Below are 17,178 nucleotides of genomic sequence, written 5' to 3'. Positions count from 1 at the left end.
CACATCGGACGGGGCCTGGTCCGGCCATGACCATCGCCGTCACCGTCGCCAGCCTGCTGGCCTTCGTGATCCTGACCCTGGGGACCGCGGTCTTCGTGGCCGCCGAGTTCTCGCTGACCACCCTGGAACGCAGCACGGTGGAGGCCAACGCCCGCCAGGGCGGACGGCGTGACGCCTACATCCGGGAAGCCCACCGGTCGCTGTCGTTCCAACTGTCCGGCGCGCAATTGGGCATCTCGATCACCACGCTGGCCACCGGGTATCTGGCCGAGCCGGTGCTGGCCCGGTGGCTGCGACCGCCGCTGGAACTGCTGGGCCTGCCCGACGGTACCGCGGCCGGCGTGGCACTGCTGCTCGCCCTGGTCGTCGCCACCTCCCTGTCGATGGTCTTCGGGGAACTGGTGCCCAAGAACCTGGCGGTGGCGCGGCCGCTACCGACGGCCCGGGCGGCGGCCGGCCCGCAGCTGATGTTCTCCCGGCTGTTCACCGTCGCGATCAAGGCGACCAACGGAACGGCGAACCTCATCCTCAAGCGGCTCGGCATCGAGCCGGCCGAACGCCTGGCCTCGGCGCGTTCGCCGCGGGAGCTGGCCTCGCTGGTGCGTAATTCCGCGCGCAGCGGCGCACTGGATCCGACGACCGCGACGTTGGTGGAGGGTTCGCTGCGGTTCGGTGCGCTGACCGCCGAGGAACTGATGACCCCGCGATCGAAGATCGTGAGCCTGCAAGCCGACGACACCGTCGCGCAGCTGGCCGCCACCGCCATCGTCACCGGTTTCTCGAAGTTCCCGGTCGTCGACGGCGATCTGGACGCGACCGTCGGCATCGTCCACGTCAAGCAGGTATTCGCGGTCGCCGTCGCGGACCGGGCCGCCACCCCGGTGACCGCGGTGGCCCGACCGGTGGCGGTGGTTCCCTCGACCCTGGACGGCGACGCGCTGATGGAACAGATCCGGGCAAACGGGCAGCAGGCGGCCATGGTCGTCGACGAGTACGGCGGCACCGCGGGCATGGTGACCATGGAAGACCTGATCGAGGAGATCGTCGGCGACGTCCGCGACGAGCACGACGACGCCACCCCGGATGTGGTGGCGTTCGGCGGCGGATGGCGGGTATCGGGCCTGCTGCGCATCGACGAGGTGGCCGCCGCCACCGGATACCGCGCCCCGGAGGGCCCTTACGAGACCATCGGCGGACTGGTATTGCGGGAACTCGGCCACATCCCGGCCGCCGGCGAGACGGTCGAACTGACCGCGTTCGAACCCGACGAACTGTCCGCCCGCGCGCCGCGCTGGCTGGCCCGGGTGGTGCGGATGGACGGCCGGCGTATCGACCTGCTGGTGCTCACCCGAGTGGGGCACGCCGATGACTGATCTGTTCAACGTCGCGTTGACCGTGCTGCTGATCGCGGCGAACGCCTTCTTCGTCGCCGCGGAGTTCGCGTTGATATCGGCACGACGCGATCGATTGGAGGCGCTGGCCGAACAGGGCCGGCAGAGCGCATTCACGGTGATCCGGGCCGGCGAGCAACTGTCGAAGATGCTGGCCGGGGCGCAATTGGGCGTCACGGTGTGCTCGATCCTGCTCGGCCGCATCGGTGAACCCGCGGTGGCCGATCTGCTGGAGTACCCGTTCCGGCTGCTGGGGATCCCCGACCCGCTGCTGCACACCGTGGCGTTCGTCATCGCATTGACGATCGTGGTGACGCTGCACGTGTTGTTCGGCGAGATGGTGCCCAAGAACATCGCGCTGGCGGGCCCGGAGACCGCGGCGATGCTGCTGATCCCGCCGTACCTGGTCTACCTGGCGGCGGCGCGCCCGTTCATCGACTTCTACAACTGGTGCGCCAACGTCACGCTGCGCGCGATGCGGGTCGAGCCCAAAGACGAACTCGAGATCACGGTGTCCACCGTCGAGTTGAGCGAGATGATCGCCGAATCGGTGTCGGCGGGCCTGCTCGACCACGAGGAGTACACCCGACTGACCCGCGCCCTGCAGATCCGCTCACGCGTGGTGGCCGACGTGGCGCTGCCCATCGGAGAGGTCCGCGCCGTACCGGTGGCGGGTGTCGGTCGCGGGCCGACCGTGGCCGCCATCGAAGCGGCCTTCGCCGCGACCGGCTACTCCCGGTTCCCGGTCATCGAGGGCGACGAATTCGTCGGCTACCTGCACATCAAGGACGTGCTGCTCAGCGAGACCGCGACCGCGGAGGACTCGGCGGACGCCGTGACCGATATCGCCGTCGTCCGGCCGCTCCCGCGGATTCCGGCGTCGCTGCCGTTGGCCGACGCGTTGTCGCGGCTGCGACGCAACAACAGCCACCTGGCGCTGGCCGTCGCCGCCGACGGCACCGCGGTGGCACTGGTGACCCTCGAAGATCTGGTTCAGGACCTCGTCGGCACCGTCCGCGACGGGACGCACCGTGTCTGACCCGGCCGAACCCGCGTTGCCGCCCGAGCAGTGGCGAGCCCGCGCCGAGTCCTATCGCCGCCGACTCGATGGGTTCCTCACCCCGCATCTGCGCCGGATCGACGCCGGCGACCCGGTCCCGAAGTTCCTGTTCAGCTACTACAGCCTGCGCCCCCGCCAGTTGCGGGTCTGGAATCCCGGTTTCGGAGTGGCCCTCACCGGACCGCCGGCACAACGCGAATACGCTCAGCGGCGCGGTTACCGGGTCCGCGACGGGCGGGTGACGGTAGCCGCGGAGTACCTCCGTGAGCGAGCCGACACCGTGACGTTCATCGCACGCCTGTTGCGTGCCACCGGGGACCGTCCGGCGCAACTGAACTGCTTCGGACTGCACGAGTGGGCGATGGTCTATCGCCGCCCGGAGCACGAATCCGTACGGCACGGCCATGTCCCGCTGCGCCTCAGCGCCGCCGAGGTCGATGCGGTCGTCGACGCAACCCCGCTGCGCTGCACACACTTCGACGCCTTCCGGTTCTTCACCGCAGCCGCCGCCCCGCGTAACGCCGGCACGCCCACCCGGGCCACCCAAATCGCTTGGGAGCAGCCGGGATGCCTGCACGCCAACATGGACCTCTACAAGTGGTGTTACAAGCTGGGGCCGCTGATCGACTCCGAACTGTTGATGGACTGCCTGGAACTGGCCGCCGCGGCACGAGAAGTCGACATGCGGGCCAGCCCCTATGACCTGAGCGGCTACGGGTATGCGCCGATCGCCATCGAAACCGCGGCGGGCCGTGCAGAATACGTCCGCAGGCAAAGCGAAATCGCCCAACGCGGCGCACCGCTGCGGGCGGCGCTGTCCGACCGGTGTGACCGGCTTTCGGCACTCGCCGGATGCGGTTAGCCGCGCTACCAGCCGGTAGGGTGGTAGGTCGGCTACGAGGAGGCAATCATGACGGACCGCGTGTCGGTTGGCGGCTTGCAGGTCGCTCGCGTGCTCTACGACTTCATCACCGACGAGGCTCTGCCGGGCACCGGAGTGGACCCCGACAGCTTCTGGGCCGGCGTGGACAAGGTGGTCACCGACCTGACCCCCAAGAACCAGGAATTGCTGGCCCGCCGCGACGAACTGCAGGCGCAGATCGACAAGTGGCACCGCCACCGCGTCATCGAGCCGCTGGACACCGAGGCCTACCGCGCCTTCCTGACCGAGATCGGTTACCTGCAGCCCGAGCCCGCCGACTTCGCCGTCACCACCGCCGGTGTCGACGATGAGATCGCCGTGCAGGCCGGACCGCAACTGGTGGTGCCGGTGCTCAACGCCCGGTTCGCGCTGAACGCCGCCAACGCCCGGTGGGGCTCGCTGTACGACGCGCTGTACGGCACCGATGTCATCAGTGAGGACGACGGGGCGACGAAGACGCCTGCCGGAGCGAGCAGCGGCTACAACCCCGTTCGCGGCGACAAGGTGATCGCCTACGCCCGCAAATTCCTCAACGACGCGGTGCCGCTGGCCGAGGGCAACTGGACCCGGGTCAAGGGCTTCGCGGTCGACGGCGGCGCGCTGGTGGTCACCCTCGACGACGGTCAGACGACCGGTGTGGCCGCGCCCACCCAGTTCGTCGGCTACCTCGGCGACGCGGCATCGCCGTCGTCGGTGCTGCTGTCGCACCACGGCCTGCACGTGGAGATCCTGATCGATCCGACCTCGCCGATCGGGTCCACCGACGCCGCGGGCATCAAAGATGTGGTGCTCGAGTCCGCCGTCACCACGATCATGGACTTCGAGGACTCCGTCGCCGCGGTCGACGCCGAAGACAAGGTCCTCGGTTACCGCAACTGGCTGGGTCTCAACCGCGGCGACCTCGCCGAGGAGGTCAGCAAGGGCGACAAGACCTTTACCCGCACGCTGGCCGCCGACCGCGAGTTCACCCGGCCGGAGGGGCCCGATGCCGGTCCGCTGACCCTGCCGGGCCGCAGCCTGATGTTCGTCCGCAACGTGGGCCACCTGATGACCAACGACGCGATCGTGTTCGCCTCCGGCGCCGAGGTGCCCGAGGGCATCCAGGACGCGCTGTTCACCGGCCTGATCGCCATGCACGGACTGACCGCCTCCGAGGGCAACGGGCCGCTGGTCAACAGCCGGACCGGTTCGATCTACATCGTCAAGCCCAAGATGCACGGCCCGGATGAGGTGGCGTTCACCGCTGAACTGTTCAGCCGCGTCGAAGACGTGCTGGGGCTGCCGCAGGCCACCCTCAAGGTCGGCATCATGGACGAGGAGCGCCGCACCACGGTCAACCTCCGGGCCTGCATCAAGGCCGTCGCCGACCGGGTGGTGTTCATCAACACCGGCTTCCTGGACCGCACCGGCGACGAGATCCACACCTCCATGGAGGCCGGGCCGATGGTGCGCAAGGCCAGCATGAAGTCGCAGCCGTGGATCCTCGCCTACGAGGACAACAACGTCGACGCGGGCCTGTCGACCGGCCTGACCGGTCACGCTCAGATCGGCAAGGGCATGTGGGCGATGACCGACCTGATGGCCGACATGGTCACCCAGAAGATCGGTCACCCGCGCTCGGGTGCCAGCACCGCGTGGGTTCCCTCCCCCACCGCCGCCACCCTGCACGCCATGCACTACCACCAGGTGGACGTGTTCGCCGTGCAACAGGAACTGGCCGGAAAGCGGCGCGCCACAATCGATCAGCTGTTGACCATCCCGCTCTCCGAAGGTCTGGCCTGGGCTCCCGACGAGATCCGCGAGGAGGTCGACAACAACTGCCAGTCGATCCTCGGCTACGTGGTGCGCTGGATCGACCAGGGCGTCGGCTGCTCGAAGGTGCCCGACATCCACGACGTGGCCCTGATGGAAGACCGTGCCACGCTGCGGATCTCGTCTCAGCTGCTGGCGAACTGGCTGCGGCACGGGGTGATCACCGCCGACGACGTGCAGTCCAGTCTGGAGCGAATGGCGCCGGCGGTGGACCGCCAGAACGCGGGCGACGCCGGTTACCGGCCGATGGCACCCGACTTCGAGTCGAACATCGCCTTTGCGGCCGCCCGGGAGCTGATTCTGTCCGGGGCCGCCCAGCCCAACGGCTACACCGAGCCGATCCTGCATCGGCGCCGGCGCGAGTTCAAGGCGCAGGCCGGCATCTGACCGTAGCCAGCACCGCGTGGCCATCATTGAATCCGGACGGCTGAGCAGCCGGAGAGGACGTACCCGCCGTGGGTAGGCACAGTTTTCCCGGATCGGACGAGGACGACGACGGCTTCGCGTCCGGCGAGTCGAGCTATCCGGACGACGCCGACTACTCGGATCCCCTCGGTAGCTTCGGTTTCGGCGACGCCGAAGACGACGAGTACGTCGACGACTACTACGACTATTCGGACGACGACTACGGCACCGGCACCAGCACCGGATACGCCGACGCCGACCCGGCCCAATACATGCGCCAGGGCGGACATGACGAGGAATCGCGTTACCAGACCGGCCCGTTCGGTGCGGTGGCGCGCTCGGCGGCCGGCCCGGATGCGGAACCGGACGAACCGACCGGCGGTCACCGCGATCTGGACCGCTGGCGCCGGCATCGCAACGATTCGGGCACCCGGGGCGTCAGTGTCGGTGTGATCGGCGCACTGATCACGGTGATCGTCGTGGTGGGCGCGGTGATCCTCTGGCGGTTCTTCGGCAACTCGCTGTCGCATCGGTCCGCCGATGCCGCCGGTACCTGCGCCGACGGGGATCTGACCGTGGCCGTCGTGGCCGATCCGTCGATCGCCGATCACCTGCAGGGCTTCGCCGACACGTTCAACAAGACCGCCAAGCCCGTCGGCGATCGGTGCGTGTCGGTGCAGATCAAACCGGCGGATTCCGATGCCGTCGTCAGTGGTTTCATCGGCGAATGGCCCGCCCAGTTGGGCCAGCGTCCGGCGCTGTGGATCCCCGGCAGCTCGGTTTCGGCCGCCCGACTCCAGGCTTCCGCCGGCTCCGAGACCGTCAGCGACAGTCGTTCCCTGGTCACCTCACCGGTGTTGCTGGCGGTACGGCCCGAACTCAAACCTGCTCTGCAGAAGCAGAGTTGGGCGAGCCTGCCGGATCTGCAGACCGAACCCGACAGTCTCGACCGGCTCGGTTCCGCCGGTTGGGGATCGTTGCGGCTGGCCTTGCCGATCGGCGGTAACGGCGACGCCTCCTTCTTGGCCGCCGAGGCGGTAGCCGCCGGCTCGGTACCCAAGGATGCCCCGGTCACCGACGGGATCGGCGCGGTGCACCGGCTCGTCGGCGGACAACCCCAGCTGGTCGACTCCTCGCTGGCCGAAGCGCTGAACGTCCTGCTGCGCCAAGGCGATCTCGCCGCATCACCCGTGCACGCGGTCATCACCACCGAACAGCAACTGTTCACCCGCGGCCAGGCACTGTCGAATCCGGCCGGCGAGCTCACCTCCTGGCTACCGCCGGGACCGGCGCCGGTCGCCGACTACCCCACCGTCCTGCTCGCCGGTTCGTGGCTGTCGCAGGAGCAGATCAGCGCCGCCAGCGAGTTCGCCCGCTTCACCCACAAGCCCGACCAGCTCGCCGAACTGGCCCGCGCCGGGTTCCGGGTCGAGGGTGTCCAGCCCCCCAGCAGTGAGGTCACCGGATTCCCCACCGTTTCGGACACCCTGTCGGTGGGCGACGAAGCGACGCGGGCCACTCTCGCCAACGCGCTGACCACATTGCCGGGCAGTGCGGCGGTAACCCTCATGCTCGACCAGTCCATGACGACCGACGAGGGCGGCAGGAGCCGGCTGAGTCATGTGATCGGCGCACTGGATCGGCAGATCAAGACCCTGCCTCCGACCGCGTCGATGGGCCTGTGGACCTTCGACGGCGTGGAGGGACGCAACGTGGTCGCCCCCGGTCCGCTGGACGAGCCGCTGAACGGCCGCTCCCGAGCCGAGGCGTTGACCGGTGAACTCAACGAATTGAGTTCGGTCTCCGGCGGCGCGGTGTCGTTCACCACGCTGCGGTTGGTCTACAACCAGGCGTTGTCCGATTACCGTGCCGGACAGAACAACTCGATTCTGGTCATCACGGCCGGACCGCACACCGACCGGACGTTGGACGGCGCCGGCCTCCAAGAGTTCATCCGGGCCAACACCGATCCGGAACGGCCCGTCGCGGTGAACGTGATCGACTTCGGCCCGGACCCCGACCAGTCGGTGTGGCAGGCGGTGGCTCAGCTCTCCGGCGGGACCTACCAGAGCCTTCCCGGCGCCAACACCCCCGAGCTGGTCACCGCGTTGCAGACGCTGCTGAGCTGACCGCCCGCCGGTGACGGCCCAGCCGCCGTCACCGGCCCCCGCGGGGCGGCGATCAGCCCAGCGCGTCGAGGATCTGCTGCGGCACGACCTCGAACAGCTGGGAGACCATCCCGCCGAACGAACCGACGCTGACCGCGGCCAGGTCGAAGTTGCCCAGGCCGAGGTCGTCGAGGAGTTCGCCCAGGTTCAGATCCGTCAGGTCGCCGAGCACGTCGCCGAGGTTCAGCAACAGGTCGTCCAGGCCCAGCGCGGAGATCACGTCGCTGAGGTCCAGGCCGTTCAGCAGCCCGGTGACGTCCAGGCCGAGCAGGCCGCCCCCCAGCCCGCCGAGCAGACCGCCCAGGGTCAGATCACCGGTGGAGTCGGCGAAGCCCAGGCCTGTCAGGATGCCGCCGATGGTCAGGTCGTCGGTGGGCAGTGCCACTCCCAGCGCCGCCAGCAGCGAGCCGACCGTCTCGTCGATGCTCTGTCCGCCCAGCAGGTCGCCGATGGTCACCACATTGAGCGCATCGATGAGGTTCTGCGGCGTGAGTACGACCGTGCCGAGGACGTCCGACAAGAGCGGGCCCACCAAGGGCAGGCTGTTGATGAGTCCGCCGAGGACGGAATTCAGGGCACCGGTGATTCCGGTCAGCACGCCGCCCGACAGTCCGCCCAGCAGTGATCCCAGCGAGGTATCGAGTAGGCCGCCGAAGCCCAAGGCCTCCAGGAACGGCCCCAGGCCGAGGTTGATGTCGGTGTTGATGCCGAAGGCGTTGAGCACGTCGTCGAGTCCCAGGCTGTTCAGATCGACGTCGAGGTCCAGGCCCAAACCGCTGAGGATCCCGGTCAAGCTGAAGCTGCCCAGGCCCAGATCGCCTAAGCCGAGGAAGCCCAGCAGCCCACCCAGGTCGGTGATCCCGCTGCCTAAGCCCAGCAGGTCACCCAGCCCGTCGTCGCCGACGCCCAGCCCGTCGAGCAGATTGCCCAGCGTCAGGTTCTCCAGGCCGATCTGATCGATCAGGTCCTGCAGGTTCAGATCGCCCAGGTCCAGATTGCCCAGCCCCAGCGCGTCCAGTAGCTGGAGCAGGTTGAGATTGACCTCGAAGTTCTGAACGGGGGCCAGGATGCCGTTGAGGATCGGGATATTGATGATGCCGTCGAGCAGGCTGACGTTCTGCGCCCCGTTGAGGTAGGCGTCGGCGATGGTGGCCGGCGCATTGAACAGCCCGGCGAAGTCCCCGGCGGCCAGGTCGGCAGCGGCGTCGCTGAACGCCTGCGATGCCAGGGCTTGCGCACCCATGCCCGCGATCGCCAACTCCAAGCCGGGCGGTAGCTGCACCGTCAGGCTCAGCGGCAGATCTGCGGTAATGGTCGGGGTGATGCTGGTGAACGCCGCGAGTACCCCGAACGGATCGGTGAACATCTTGCCGAACACATCGGTGATGGCCGACCAGTCGGTGTTGTCGGCGATGCTCTGCACGTTGGCCCAGGTGTTGGTGAACAGGTCCCCGTACGACGTCGCCAATGCGACGCCGGGTCCGTCCGCGTTCCACTGCGGTGGCGCCACCGGCGCCACCGGCGTCACCGCGATGACCGCGGACCCCACCACGGCGATACCTACGCTGATGTACGGCGAAATTGTGTACTGCCTCATGATCCCTCCTGATTGTGACGTTCATCACGATCTAGTGAGATCAGCCTAAACCAGCGGGCTTATTTACATGAGATTTACCTGATTTTCGACGGCGTTAATTTCCCGTACGTCAAATAACGCCGGTTCGGGACCCGTGACGGCCCCGAGCATGGTCGTCATCTGCGCGGGCCCGCCGGATCAGGCGAAGGCGTCGACCGGCGGGCAGGAGCAGACCAGGTTGCGGTCGCCGAACGCACCGTCGATCCGGCGCACCGGCGGCCACACCTTCGGCCGGAAGTTCCGGCCCAGCGGGTAGGCGGCCTGCTCCCGGGTGTAGGGATGTTCCCACTTGTCGGCCACCAGGCACTCCGCGGTGTGCGGGGCCCCGCGCAGCGGGTTGTCGTCGACCGGCCACTGCCCCGCCGCCACTTTGTCGATCTCGCCGCGGATGGCGATCATCGCGTCGATGAAGGCGTCGAGTTCTGCCAGGCTCTCACTTTCGGTGGGCTCCACCATCAGGGTCCCCGCCACCGGGAAACTCATGGTGGGGGCGTGGAAACCGTAGTCGGCCAACCGTTTTGCGACATCGTCGACGGTCACTCCGGTGGCCTTGGTGATGCCGCGAAGGTCCAGGATGCACTCGTGGGCGACCATGCCGTTCTCGCCGGTGTAGAGCACCGGGAAGTGCTCGTTCAGCCGGCGGGCGATGTAGTTGGCCGAGGCGATCGCGGTCAGCGACGCCGCGCGCAGCCCGTCGGCGCCCATCAACCGGATGTAGGACCAGGTGATCGGCAGGATCGATGCGGAGCCGTAGGGCGCCGCCGACACCGGCGCAGCGCCGGGCAATTCGTCGGCCAGCGGATGCCCGGGCAGGAACTCGGCCAGGTGGGCGCGCACCGCCACCGGGCCGACGCCGGGGCCGCCGCCGCCGTGCGGGATGCAGAAGGTCTTGTGCAGGTTCAGGTGGCTGACGTCACCGCCGAACTTGCCGGGCCGCGCCAGGCCCACCAGCGCGTTCAGGTTCGCCCCGTCGACGTAGACCTGCCCGCCGGCGTCGTGCACGGCCGCACAGATCTCGGCGATGTCGTGTTCGTAGACACCGTGCGTGGACGGGTAGGTGATCATCAGCGTCGACAACGCCGCGGCGTGTTCGGCGACCTTGGCCCGCAGGTCGTCGAGGTCGACGTCGCCGTTCTCACGGCAGGCCACCACCACCACCCGCATGCCGGCCAGCGCCGCGGACGCCGCGTTGGTCCCGTGTGCGCTGGACGGGATCAGGCAGATGTCGCGGTGCGACTCGCCGCGGCCGGCGTGATAGGCGTGGATCGCCAGCAGACCGGCGTACTCGCCCTGCGAGCCCGCGTTGGGTTGCAGCGAGACCGCGTCGTATCCGGTGATCGCCGCCAGCCAGGTCTCCAACTGCCCGATGAGCCTGCGCAGGCCCGCGGCGTCGCCGGCCGGGGCGAACGGGTGCTGACGGGCGAACTCCGGCCAGGTGATGGACTCCATCTCCGTGGCGGCATTGAGCTTCATCGTGCAGGAGCCCAGCGGGATCATGCTGCGGTCCAACGCGATGTCCTTGTCCGACAGCGCGCGCAGGTACCGCATCATCTCGGTTTCGGTCCGGTAGCGCCGGAACGCCGGGTGCGTCAGGAACTGCGACGTGCGCGTGGCGATCGGCGCACCGGCGGGCTCGACCGCGGCCACCCCGAAAGCGTCGAGCACCGCGGCGACGTGGTCGTCCGTGGTGGCCTCGTCGCAGGCCACCGAGACGTGATCGGCGTCGACCCGCCACAGGTTGATGCCGCCGGCCTTGGCCGCGGCCACGATCGCATCGGCACGACCGGGGACCCGCGCCAGCACGGTGTCGAAGTACCGGTCGTGCACCAGCGCCGCGCCGAGTGCGGCGGCGATCTTCTCCGCCTGGCCGTGCACCCGCCGCGCGATGGCCCGCAGGCCGTCGGCGCCGTGGTAGCAGGCATACATCGCGGCCATCACCGCCAACAGCACCTGCGCGGTGCAGATGTTCGACGTCGCCTTGTCCCGGCGGATGTGCTGCTCGCGGGTCTGCAACGCCAACCGGTAGGCCTCGGCGCCGTCGGCGTCGCGGGACACGCCGACCAGCCGGCCGGGCAGTTGCCGGGCGTGCCCGGCGTGCACCGCCAGGTAGCCGGCGTGCGGGCCGCCGAATCCCATCGGCACCCCGAACCGCTGGGCACTGCCGAACGCCACGTCCGCGCCGATCTCGCCGGGCGGGGTGATCAGCGTCAACGCCAGCAGATCGGCGCCGACGGCCACCAGCGCACCGCGTTCGTGGGCGGCCGCGATCAGATCCGACCAGTCGGTGACCCGGCCCGACGCCCCGGGCAGTTGCACGATCACCCCGAAGAAATCACCGTCGGGCATGCCGTCGCGCAGATCGGCGGTGACTATCTCGATCCGCAACGGCTCGGCCCGGGTCGCCAGCACCGCCGCGGTCTGGGTGAACAAGTCCGCATCGACCAGCAGTCGGCGTGAGCCGCCCCGCGTCGCGCGATGCATCAGGGTCATCGCCTCGGCGGCCGCGGTGCCCTCGTCGAGCATGGAGGCGTTGGCGATCTCGAGGCCGGTGAGGTCACCGATCATGGTCTGGAAGTTCAGCAGCGCCTCCAGCCGGCCCTGGCTGATCTCGGGCTGGTACGGCGTGTACGCGGTGTACCAGGCGGGATTCTGCATGATGTTGCGCAGCAGCACCTGCGGGGTGAGCGTGTCGTAGTAACCCTGGCCGATCATCGACACCGCGACGGTGCCGGCATCGGCCAGTTCGCGCAGTTCGGTCAGCGTCTGGGACTCGGTGGCCGCGGCCGGCAGCGCGTCGAGACCCGGCGCGAGCCCGTGCTCGCCGAGGCTGTCGCGGATTGCGGCGGGCACCGCCTTGGCAGCCAGTTCTTCCAGTGAATCCACCCCGATGGTGGCGAGCATCGTGGCGATCGCGGCGCTGTCGGGGCCGATGTGCCGGTCGGCGAAACGGAATTCGGTGTGGTCGGACACGGGGCCTCCTCGGCTCTAGACGACTGCGTGTCCTCCCCCTCTGTCGTCTGCCCGAACCGGGCGCCTGAGAGATTCGGCGCCCGCCGCCACGGCTGGCACGCCTTTCCCCATGGGCGGGTGCGACCCGACCGGGTGTCACCGCTTTCCAGAGGCATCGATACCTGCGCGGTCCGGGGGCCTGAGAGGTTGATGGAGAGGTATTGCTCCTTCGGCGTCCATGGCTGGCTGCCACGGAACTCTCCCGCGCGACGCTGATGCGCGGACCATTTTACCCTGGCGCCTCGCCGCCGGGCGAACAGGCGAGGCCGCGACTAGCTAGCCGGTTTTGCGGTCCCGGAACTTGCGGCGGCTGGCCAGCTCGTCCTCCGGCGCCGGAATCGCCTCGCCGCCGTCGGCACGCTCGCCGGGGAACTCCGAGATGACACCGGTCAGTTCCCGCATCGCGCCGGACACCGCGATGCCGAAGACACCCTGTCCGCCCTGCAGCAGGTCGACGACCTCTTCGGCGGAGGTGCACTCGTAGACCGTGGTGCCGTCGGAGAACAGGGTGATGTTGGCCAGGTCGTGGACTCCGCGCTCACGCAGGTGGTCGACGGCGATCCGGATGTTGTGCAGGGAGATACCGGTGTCGAGCAGTCGCTTGACGATCTTGAGCACCAGGATGTCTTTGAACGAGTACAGCCGTTGGCTGCCGGAGCCGGCCGCACCCCGGATCGAGGGCACCACCAGCGAAGTACGCGCCCAGTAGTCGAGTTGCCGGTAGGTGATCCCGGCGATCTGGCAGGCGCTGGGCCCGCGGTAGCCGACGAGCTCGTCGGGAACCGAGTCGTCCGGGAACAAGCCGGCCTGCACGGGTTGGCCGGTGCCGACGGGGGGCGAGGGAACCTCGCGGTCGCCCGAATCGGACTGACCCGTGAAATCGAGTTGTTCCTGCCCCGGTTGGTCGCCCACGCTGCTTCCTCTCGCCGATCGCGCTCGTTGCCACTGGCTGGCCGGTGGCCGCGTTTGCTCTTGCCCGAGTTGGTGGTGAGCATACGCCGTCCGACGAGCTGCCGTGCAGTTGTTCCCGCCGTGGTTCAAGTATGGGGGCCGTGTTTTGCGTGCAACGCGTCCGGATGGGCGTGTCGTCACAAGGGCGGAGAGATGAGACTTATCTGTGACGGTGCTGAGTCCGCCGCGCCGGGTCAGGTTGCTTTGAAATCGTCCGGCGACACGCTATCGAGGAACTCCTTGAACTTCTCCACCTCGTCTTCGCGCACCGCGCCGGCGGTCTCCTCGTCGTTCTCGTCGGGAATCAACAGACCCGCTTCGGCCAGCACCGCCTCTTCGACGTAGATCGGTACCCCGACACGCAATGCGATCGCCACCGAATCCGACGGGCGAGCCGACACCGTGATGTCGCGATCGAAGATCAGATCCGCGTAGAACGTGCCTTCCTGCAGATCGACGATGCGTACCTCTTTGAGGGAGTGTCCGAGCGCGCCGATCAGATCGCGGATCAAGTCATGGGTCAGCGGCCTGGCCGGTTCCACACCCTGCTGCTCCAGTGCGATCGCCGCGGCTTCGGCCTGCCCGATCCAGATCGGCAGGTAGCGGTCTCCGTTGGCTTCCTGCAGCAGCAGCACCGGCTGGTTCTGCGGCTGCTCGACCCGGATACCGACCACGCGTACTTCACCCATCTCCAGTCAGCCCTCCGCGTTCGCCGATCTTCAAGTACCCGGGTTCCAAGTCCCTGTCTCCCACCGTGACTCGCTGCGAAACCGGCGGTCGGACAACCGCAATGCCGCGCAACAAGCCGCCGAGGTGAAGTCTAGTCCTCAGCCGTGCAGTACGTCGTGTACCGACGACTTGAGTAACGCGGTGTGCAAGGCGATCGCCAGCGCGGCGACTTCGCGCGCCAAGTCGTCGGCGCGGTCGCGTCCCCCGGCCTTGCCGCCCTTGACCAGTGGGCCGGCGATCTGGGCGATCAGGTCCGACTGCCGGTCGGCCGCCGAGCGGAAAGCCCGCAGGTGTCGCGGCTCCACGCCGTAATCGGCCAGGCCCCGCGCGCACTGCACGATGACCACCGAGTGTTCGTCGAACAGACCACCGGGTCCGGCGCTGATCACCCCGGATCTGACCAGCGCCGTCAGCAGTGTGTCGTCGGCACCGGACCGCTCCAGCAGATCTTCCCGGCTCAACCGGATCTGTCGGGGCACCACCGGCGCCGACGTCGCATCCTGCCCGGCGATGCCGATGACCGGAACCAATCGTGGTGTGGGGTACGGCGAATCGGACGACGGCAGCGCGCCGCTCTCCTCGGCGTCCAGACGTGCCTTGATGACCTTCAGCGGCAGGTAGTGGTCGCGTTGCGCGGTCAACACGTATCGCAGCCGCGCGTAGTCGTAGGCACTGTAGCGGCGATAGCCCGATGCCGCGCGTTGCGGCGTGACCAGCCCCTCGGTCTCCAAGAAGCGAATCTTGGAGTGCGAGACCTCGGGAAATTCCGGTCGGAGCAGATCCAGGACGGCCCCGATCGACATCCCGGCCGGTTCAGGGCTGTCGGGCGCGCCCATTAGCTGCCCGGCCCGGCCTCGGAGTCACCCGTCTTCGGGCCGGTCAGGAACACCAGGCGGAACTTCCCGACCTGGACTTCGTCGCCGTTGACCAGGACCGCCGAATCGACCGGTTCCCGATTGACGTAGGTGCCGTTGAGACTGCCGACGTCGACGACCTGGAACTCGTCGCCCTCGAGCCGGAACTCCGCGTGACGGCGGCTGACGGTGACGTCGTCCAGGAAGATGTCGCTGTCCGGGTGCCGACCGGCCGCGGTAACCGGCTGGTCCAGCAGGAAACGCGACCCGGCGTTGGGACCACGCTTGACGACCAGCAGCGCCGAGCCCGCGGGCAGCCCTTCCACACCGGAGGTGATGCCCTCGCCGCCCGCCTGTGCGGGGGCGTCGAGTTCGTTCAGGAAGTCGGCACGGAATACCGATGTGGTCTCCACGGTGACCTCGTCACCTGACTGGTCTTGTCCCATTGCCGGGTCCTTCTCCGTCACCCGCTACTCCTCACTGGCCGCTGTGCTGCTACCTGGTTGCGTCCGCCGGACATCTTTGACTTTGACACCCAACCTCGAATCGTTGAGTCGACCGTACCGCGCAGCGGCCGATCATGTCCCCCGCACCGCGGGATCGTGTCGGGCGGACACCCGCGGATCCCGGCAGGCACGCTAGCAATCGTCATTCCGACAGCGTCGCCCGGTAGGCATCGGCCGTCAGAAGTTCCGACAGGCTCTCGTCCAGAATCGCCGAATCCGCGTTCGCCACCTGAAGTTCCACCAGCCAACCCGCCCCGTAGGGGTCGGAGTTCACCAGGCCCGGATTGGCGTCCAGATCGGGGTTGACCGCGCTGACCGAGCCGGTGAGCGGGGCGTAGAGGTCCGAGACCGACTTGGTCGATTCCACCTCGCCGAACGGCTCCCCCGCCGTGACGCCGGTACCCGCGTCCGGCAACTGCACGTAAACCACATCGCCCAGTGCCGCCTGGGCGAAATCGGTGATGCCCACCCGGACGGTGCCGTCGCCGGTCCGGCGAACCCACTCGTGTTCAGCGGTGTAGTACAGGTCGGACGGAAGGTTGCTTTCCGAACTCACGGTGATCGTGCTCCTTGCGCTGTCGGGGCTCACTTGACTGGCTGAGCGTATTGGCGTGGTTTCGGTTGCCGCAACACGGTCACCTCGACGCGGTCGGACTGTTGCACTCCCATGGCGCCGCCGAGCCGCTTGACGCTGTCCACCGCACCGCCGGGAATGTTCATCGCCGCGGCCAACGTCGGGGGATCTCCGATCGCCAGAACGGTATACGGCGGCGCCAGCGCGGTCCCGTCGAACTCCAGGGCGCCCGGTGTGCCCGCAACCCACGAATCCACCCCGATCCGCACCGCCCGGCTAGCGTCGCGGACCTCCAGCGCCTCGGCGCCGGCCGCCCGCAACTCGTTGATCACGTCGAGCATGGTGTCGGGCTCGACGCCGCCGGCCGTATCGTCGACGGTCACCACGACACCGGGGCCGAGCGCCCCGACGGTGCCGATCATGATCGCCAGCGCGGCCAGCCGGGCCTGGGCGTTCTCGATCGCGATCTGGTCGCTGCTCCCCGATTCCTGTAGAGCGTCGAGGGTCTGCTGTAATTCGGCGACCTCGGTGTTGAGCGTGGCCTCCCGCTGGCGCAGGGAGTCCAACAACACCAGCAGGTCGGCCGGCCGCGCGGTCTCGAGCGCGTCCGCGGAGTCGTTCTGACGCACCTGGGTGACGATCGCCACCCCCAGCAGCAGGCACAGCAACATCGCCAGCACGGTGAACAGCGGTCCCGACCGGCCACGCGGGCCCCGCTCGTCGTCGTGCTGCGCCGGATCGGGCAACTCGTGGCGGCCGTGCGGCGCCGGATCGGTACCAGTCATGTGGGTCAGGCTCCGAACAGCCGCCGCCGCAACGCGGCCGCGTTGCCGAAGATGCGGATGCCGAGCACCACGATGATCGCGGTCGACAGCTGGGTGCCGACGCCCAACTGGTCCCCCACGTAGACGATCAGCGCGGCCACGAGCACGTTGAACACGAAGGAGACGACGAAGACCTTGGCGTCGAAGATCCGCTCCAGATAGGCCCGCAGGCCGCCGAACACGGCGTCCAGTGCCGCCACCACCGCGATCGGCAGATACGGCTGAACCACCTCCGGCACGCTGGGATGAAAAATCAGCCCGAGCACGATGCCGACGATCAGCGCGGCGATACCGATCATCTAGAAATCACCCCAGTCTCCCGAAACTCGGACGCCGC

Annotated in this window: 14 protein-coding genes and 1 riboswitch; of the genes, 5 read left to right on the top strand and 9 right to left on the bottom strand. The window is 68.4% G+C overall.

Annotated elements, in window-relative coordinates; translation table 11 throughout:
- The first annotated feature begins 26 nt into the window (after positions 1-26).
- The 5 genes from RCP38_RS09135 to RCP38_RS09115 all read left to right on the top strand — a co-directional run bounded on the left by RCP38_RS09135 (position 27) and on the right by RCP38_RS09115 (position 7,719).
- Positions 27-1,373: a hemolysin family protein gene (locus tag RCP38_RS09135; RefSeq protein ID WP_308476842.1), complete on the top strand. Its 1,347-nt coding sequence runs from the start codon at positions 27-29 to the stop codon at positions 1,371-1,373.
- A complete protein-coding gene (locus tag RCP38_RS09130) occupies positions 1,366-2,430 on the top strand; it encodes a hemolysin family protein (protein ID WP_308476841.1) in 1,065 nt (354 codons plus the stop codon). Before RCP38_RS09135 ends, RCP38_RS09130 begins: the two co-directional genes overlap by 8 nt.
- Entirely contained in the window at positions 2,423-3,313 is an 891-nt protein-coding gene (locus tag RCP38_RS09125; RefSeq protein WP_308476840.1) for a 3-methyladenine DNA glycosylase, read from the top strand. The genes RCP38_RS09130 and RCP38_RS09125 overlap by 8 nt, the downstream gene beginning before the upstream one ends.
- 48 nt (positions 3,314-3,361) lie before the next feature.
- Positions 3,362-5,572: a malate synthase G gene (locus RCP38_RS09120; protein ID WP_308476839.1), complete on the top strand. Its 2,211-nt coding sequence runs from the start codon at positions 3,362-3,364 to the stop codon at positions 5,570-5,572.
- Between the two features lie 68 nt (positions 5,573-5,640).
- On the top strand, positions 5,641-7,719 hold the full coding sequence (locus tag RCP38_RS09115; RefSeq protein WP_308476838.1) for a substrate-binding domain-containing protein: 2,079 nt from the start codon (positions 5,641-5,643) through the stop codon (positions 7,717-7,719).
- A 52-nt stretch (positions 7,720-7,771) separates the two neighbouring features.
- On the opposite strand, the gene RCP38_RS09110 is transcribed toward RCP38_RS09115, so the two are convergent.
- The 9 genes from RCP38_RS09110 to RCP38_RS09070 all read right to left on the bottom strand — a co-directional run bounded on the left by RCP38_RS09110 (position 7,772) and on the right by RCP38_RS09070 (position 17,140).
- Positions 7,772-9,355 (bottom strand): hypothetical protein, encoded by a 1,584-nt coding sequence (locus RCP38_RS09110; protein WP_308476837.1) that lies wholly within the window; start codon positions 9,353-9,355, stop codon positions 7,772-7,774.
- A 177-nt stretch (positions 9,356-9,532) separates the two neighbouring features.
- Positions 9,533-12,364: an aminomethyl-transferring glycine dehydrogenase gene (gcvP, locus tag RCP38_RS09105; RefSeq protein WP_308476836.1), complete on the bottom strand. Its 2,832-nt coding sequence runs from the start codon at positions 12,362-12,364 to the stop codon at positions 9,533-9,535.
- Between the two features lie 156 nt (positions 12,365-12,520).
- Positions 12,521-12,618, bottom strand: a riboswitch (glycine riboswitch).
- Positions 12,619-12,679: 61 nt separating this feature from the next.
- Positions 12,680-13,315 (bottom strand): MerR family transcriptional regulator, encoded by a 636-nt coding sequence (locus RCP38_RS09100; RefSeq protein ID WP_308476835.1) that lies wholly within the window; start codon positions 13,313-13,315, stop codon positions 12,680-12,682.
- Between the two features lie 233 nt (positions 13,316-13,548).
- A complete protein-coding gene (locus tag RCP38_RS09095; protein WP_308476834.1) occupies positions 13,549-14,043 on the bottom strand; it encodes a bifunctional nuclease family protein in 495 nt (164 codons plus the stop codon).
- A gap of 138 nt (positions 14,044-14,181) precedes the next feature.
- Positions 14,182-14,919: a transcriptional regulator FtsR gene (ftsR, locus tag RCP38_RS09090; RefSeq protein WP_308476833.1), complete on the bottom strand. Its 738-nt coding sequence runs from the start codon at positions 14,917-14,919 to the stop codon at positions 14,182-14,184.
- Positions 14,919-15,404 carry a glycogen accumulation regulator GarA gene (gene garA / locus RCP38_RS09085; RefSeq protein WP_308476832.1) on the bottom strand — a complete coding sequence of 162 codons (486 nt, stop codon included), beginning with the start codon at positions 15,402-15,404 and terminating at the stop codon, positions 14,919-14,921. Before garA ends, ftsR begins: the two co-directional genes overlap by 1 nt.
- 181 nt (positions 15,405-15,585) lie before the next feature.
- Positions 15,586-15,999, bottom strand: a complete 414-nt coding sequence (gene gcvH, locus RCP38_RS09080; protein ID WP_308476831.1) for a glycine cleavage system protein GcvH — start codon at positions 15,997-15,999, stop codon at positions 15,586-15,588.
- 29 nt (positions 16,000-16,028) lie between these two features.
- Positions 16,029-16,802 (bottom strand): DUF881 domain-containing protein, encoded by a 774-nt coding sequence (locus tag RCP38_RS09075; RefSeq protein WP_308476830.1) that lies wholly within the window; start codon positions 16,800-16,802, stop codon positions 16,029-16,031.
- A gap of 5 nt (positions 16,803-16,807) precedes the next feature.
- Positions 16,808-17,140, bottom strand: a complete 333-nt coding sequence (locus RCP38_RS09070) for a small basic family protein (protein ID WP_308476829.1) — start codon at positions 17,138-17,140, stop codon at positions 16,808-16,810.
- Positions 17,141-17,178 lie beyond the last annotated feature (38 nt).

Origin of the sequence: Mycolicibacter sp. MU0083 (genome assembly GCF_963378075.1) — a bacterium.
Classification (GTDB): Bacteria; Actinomycetota; Actinomycetes; order Mycobacteriales; family Mycobacteriaceae; genus Mycobacterium; species Mycobacterium kokjensenii.
Note: the sequence above shows the minus strand (reverse complement) of the source record. Positions and strands in the feature narration are given on the sequence as shown.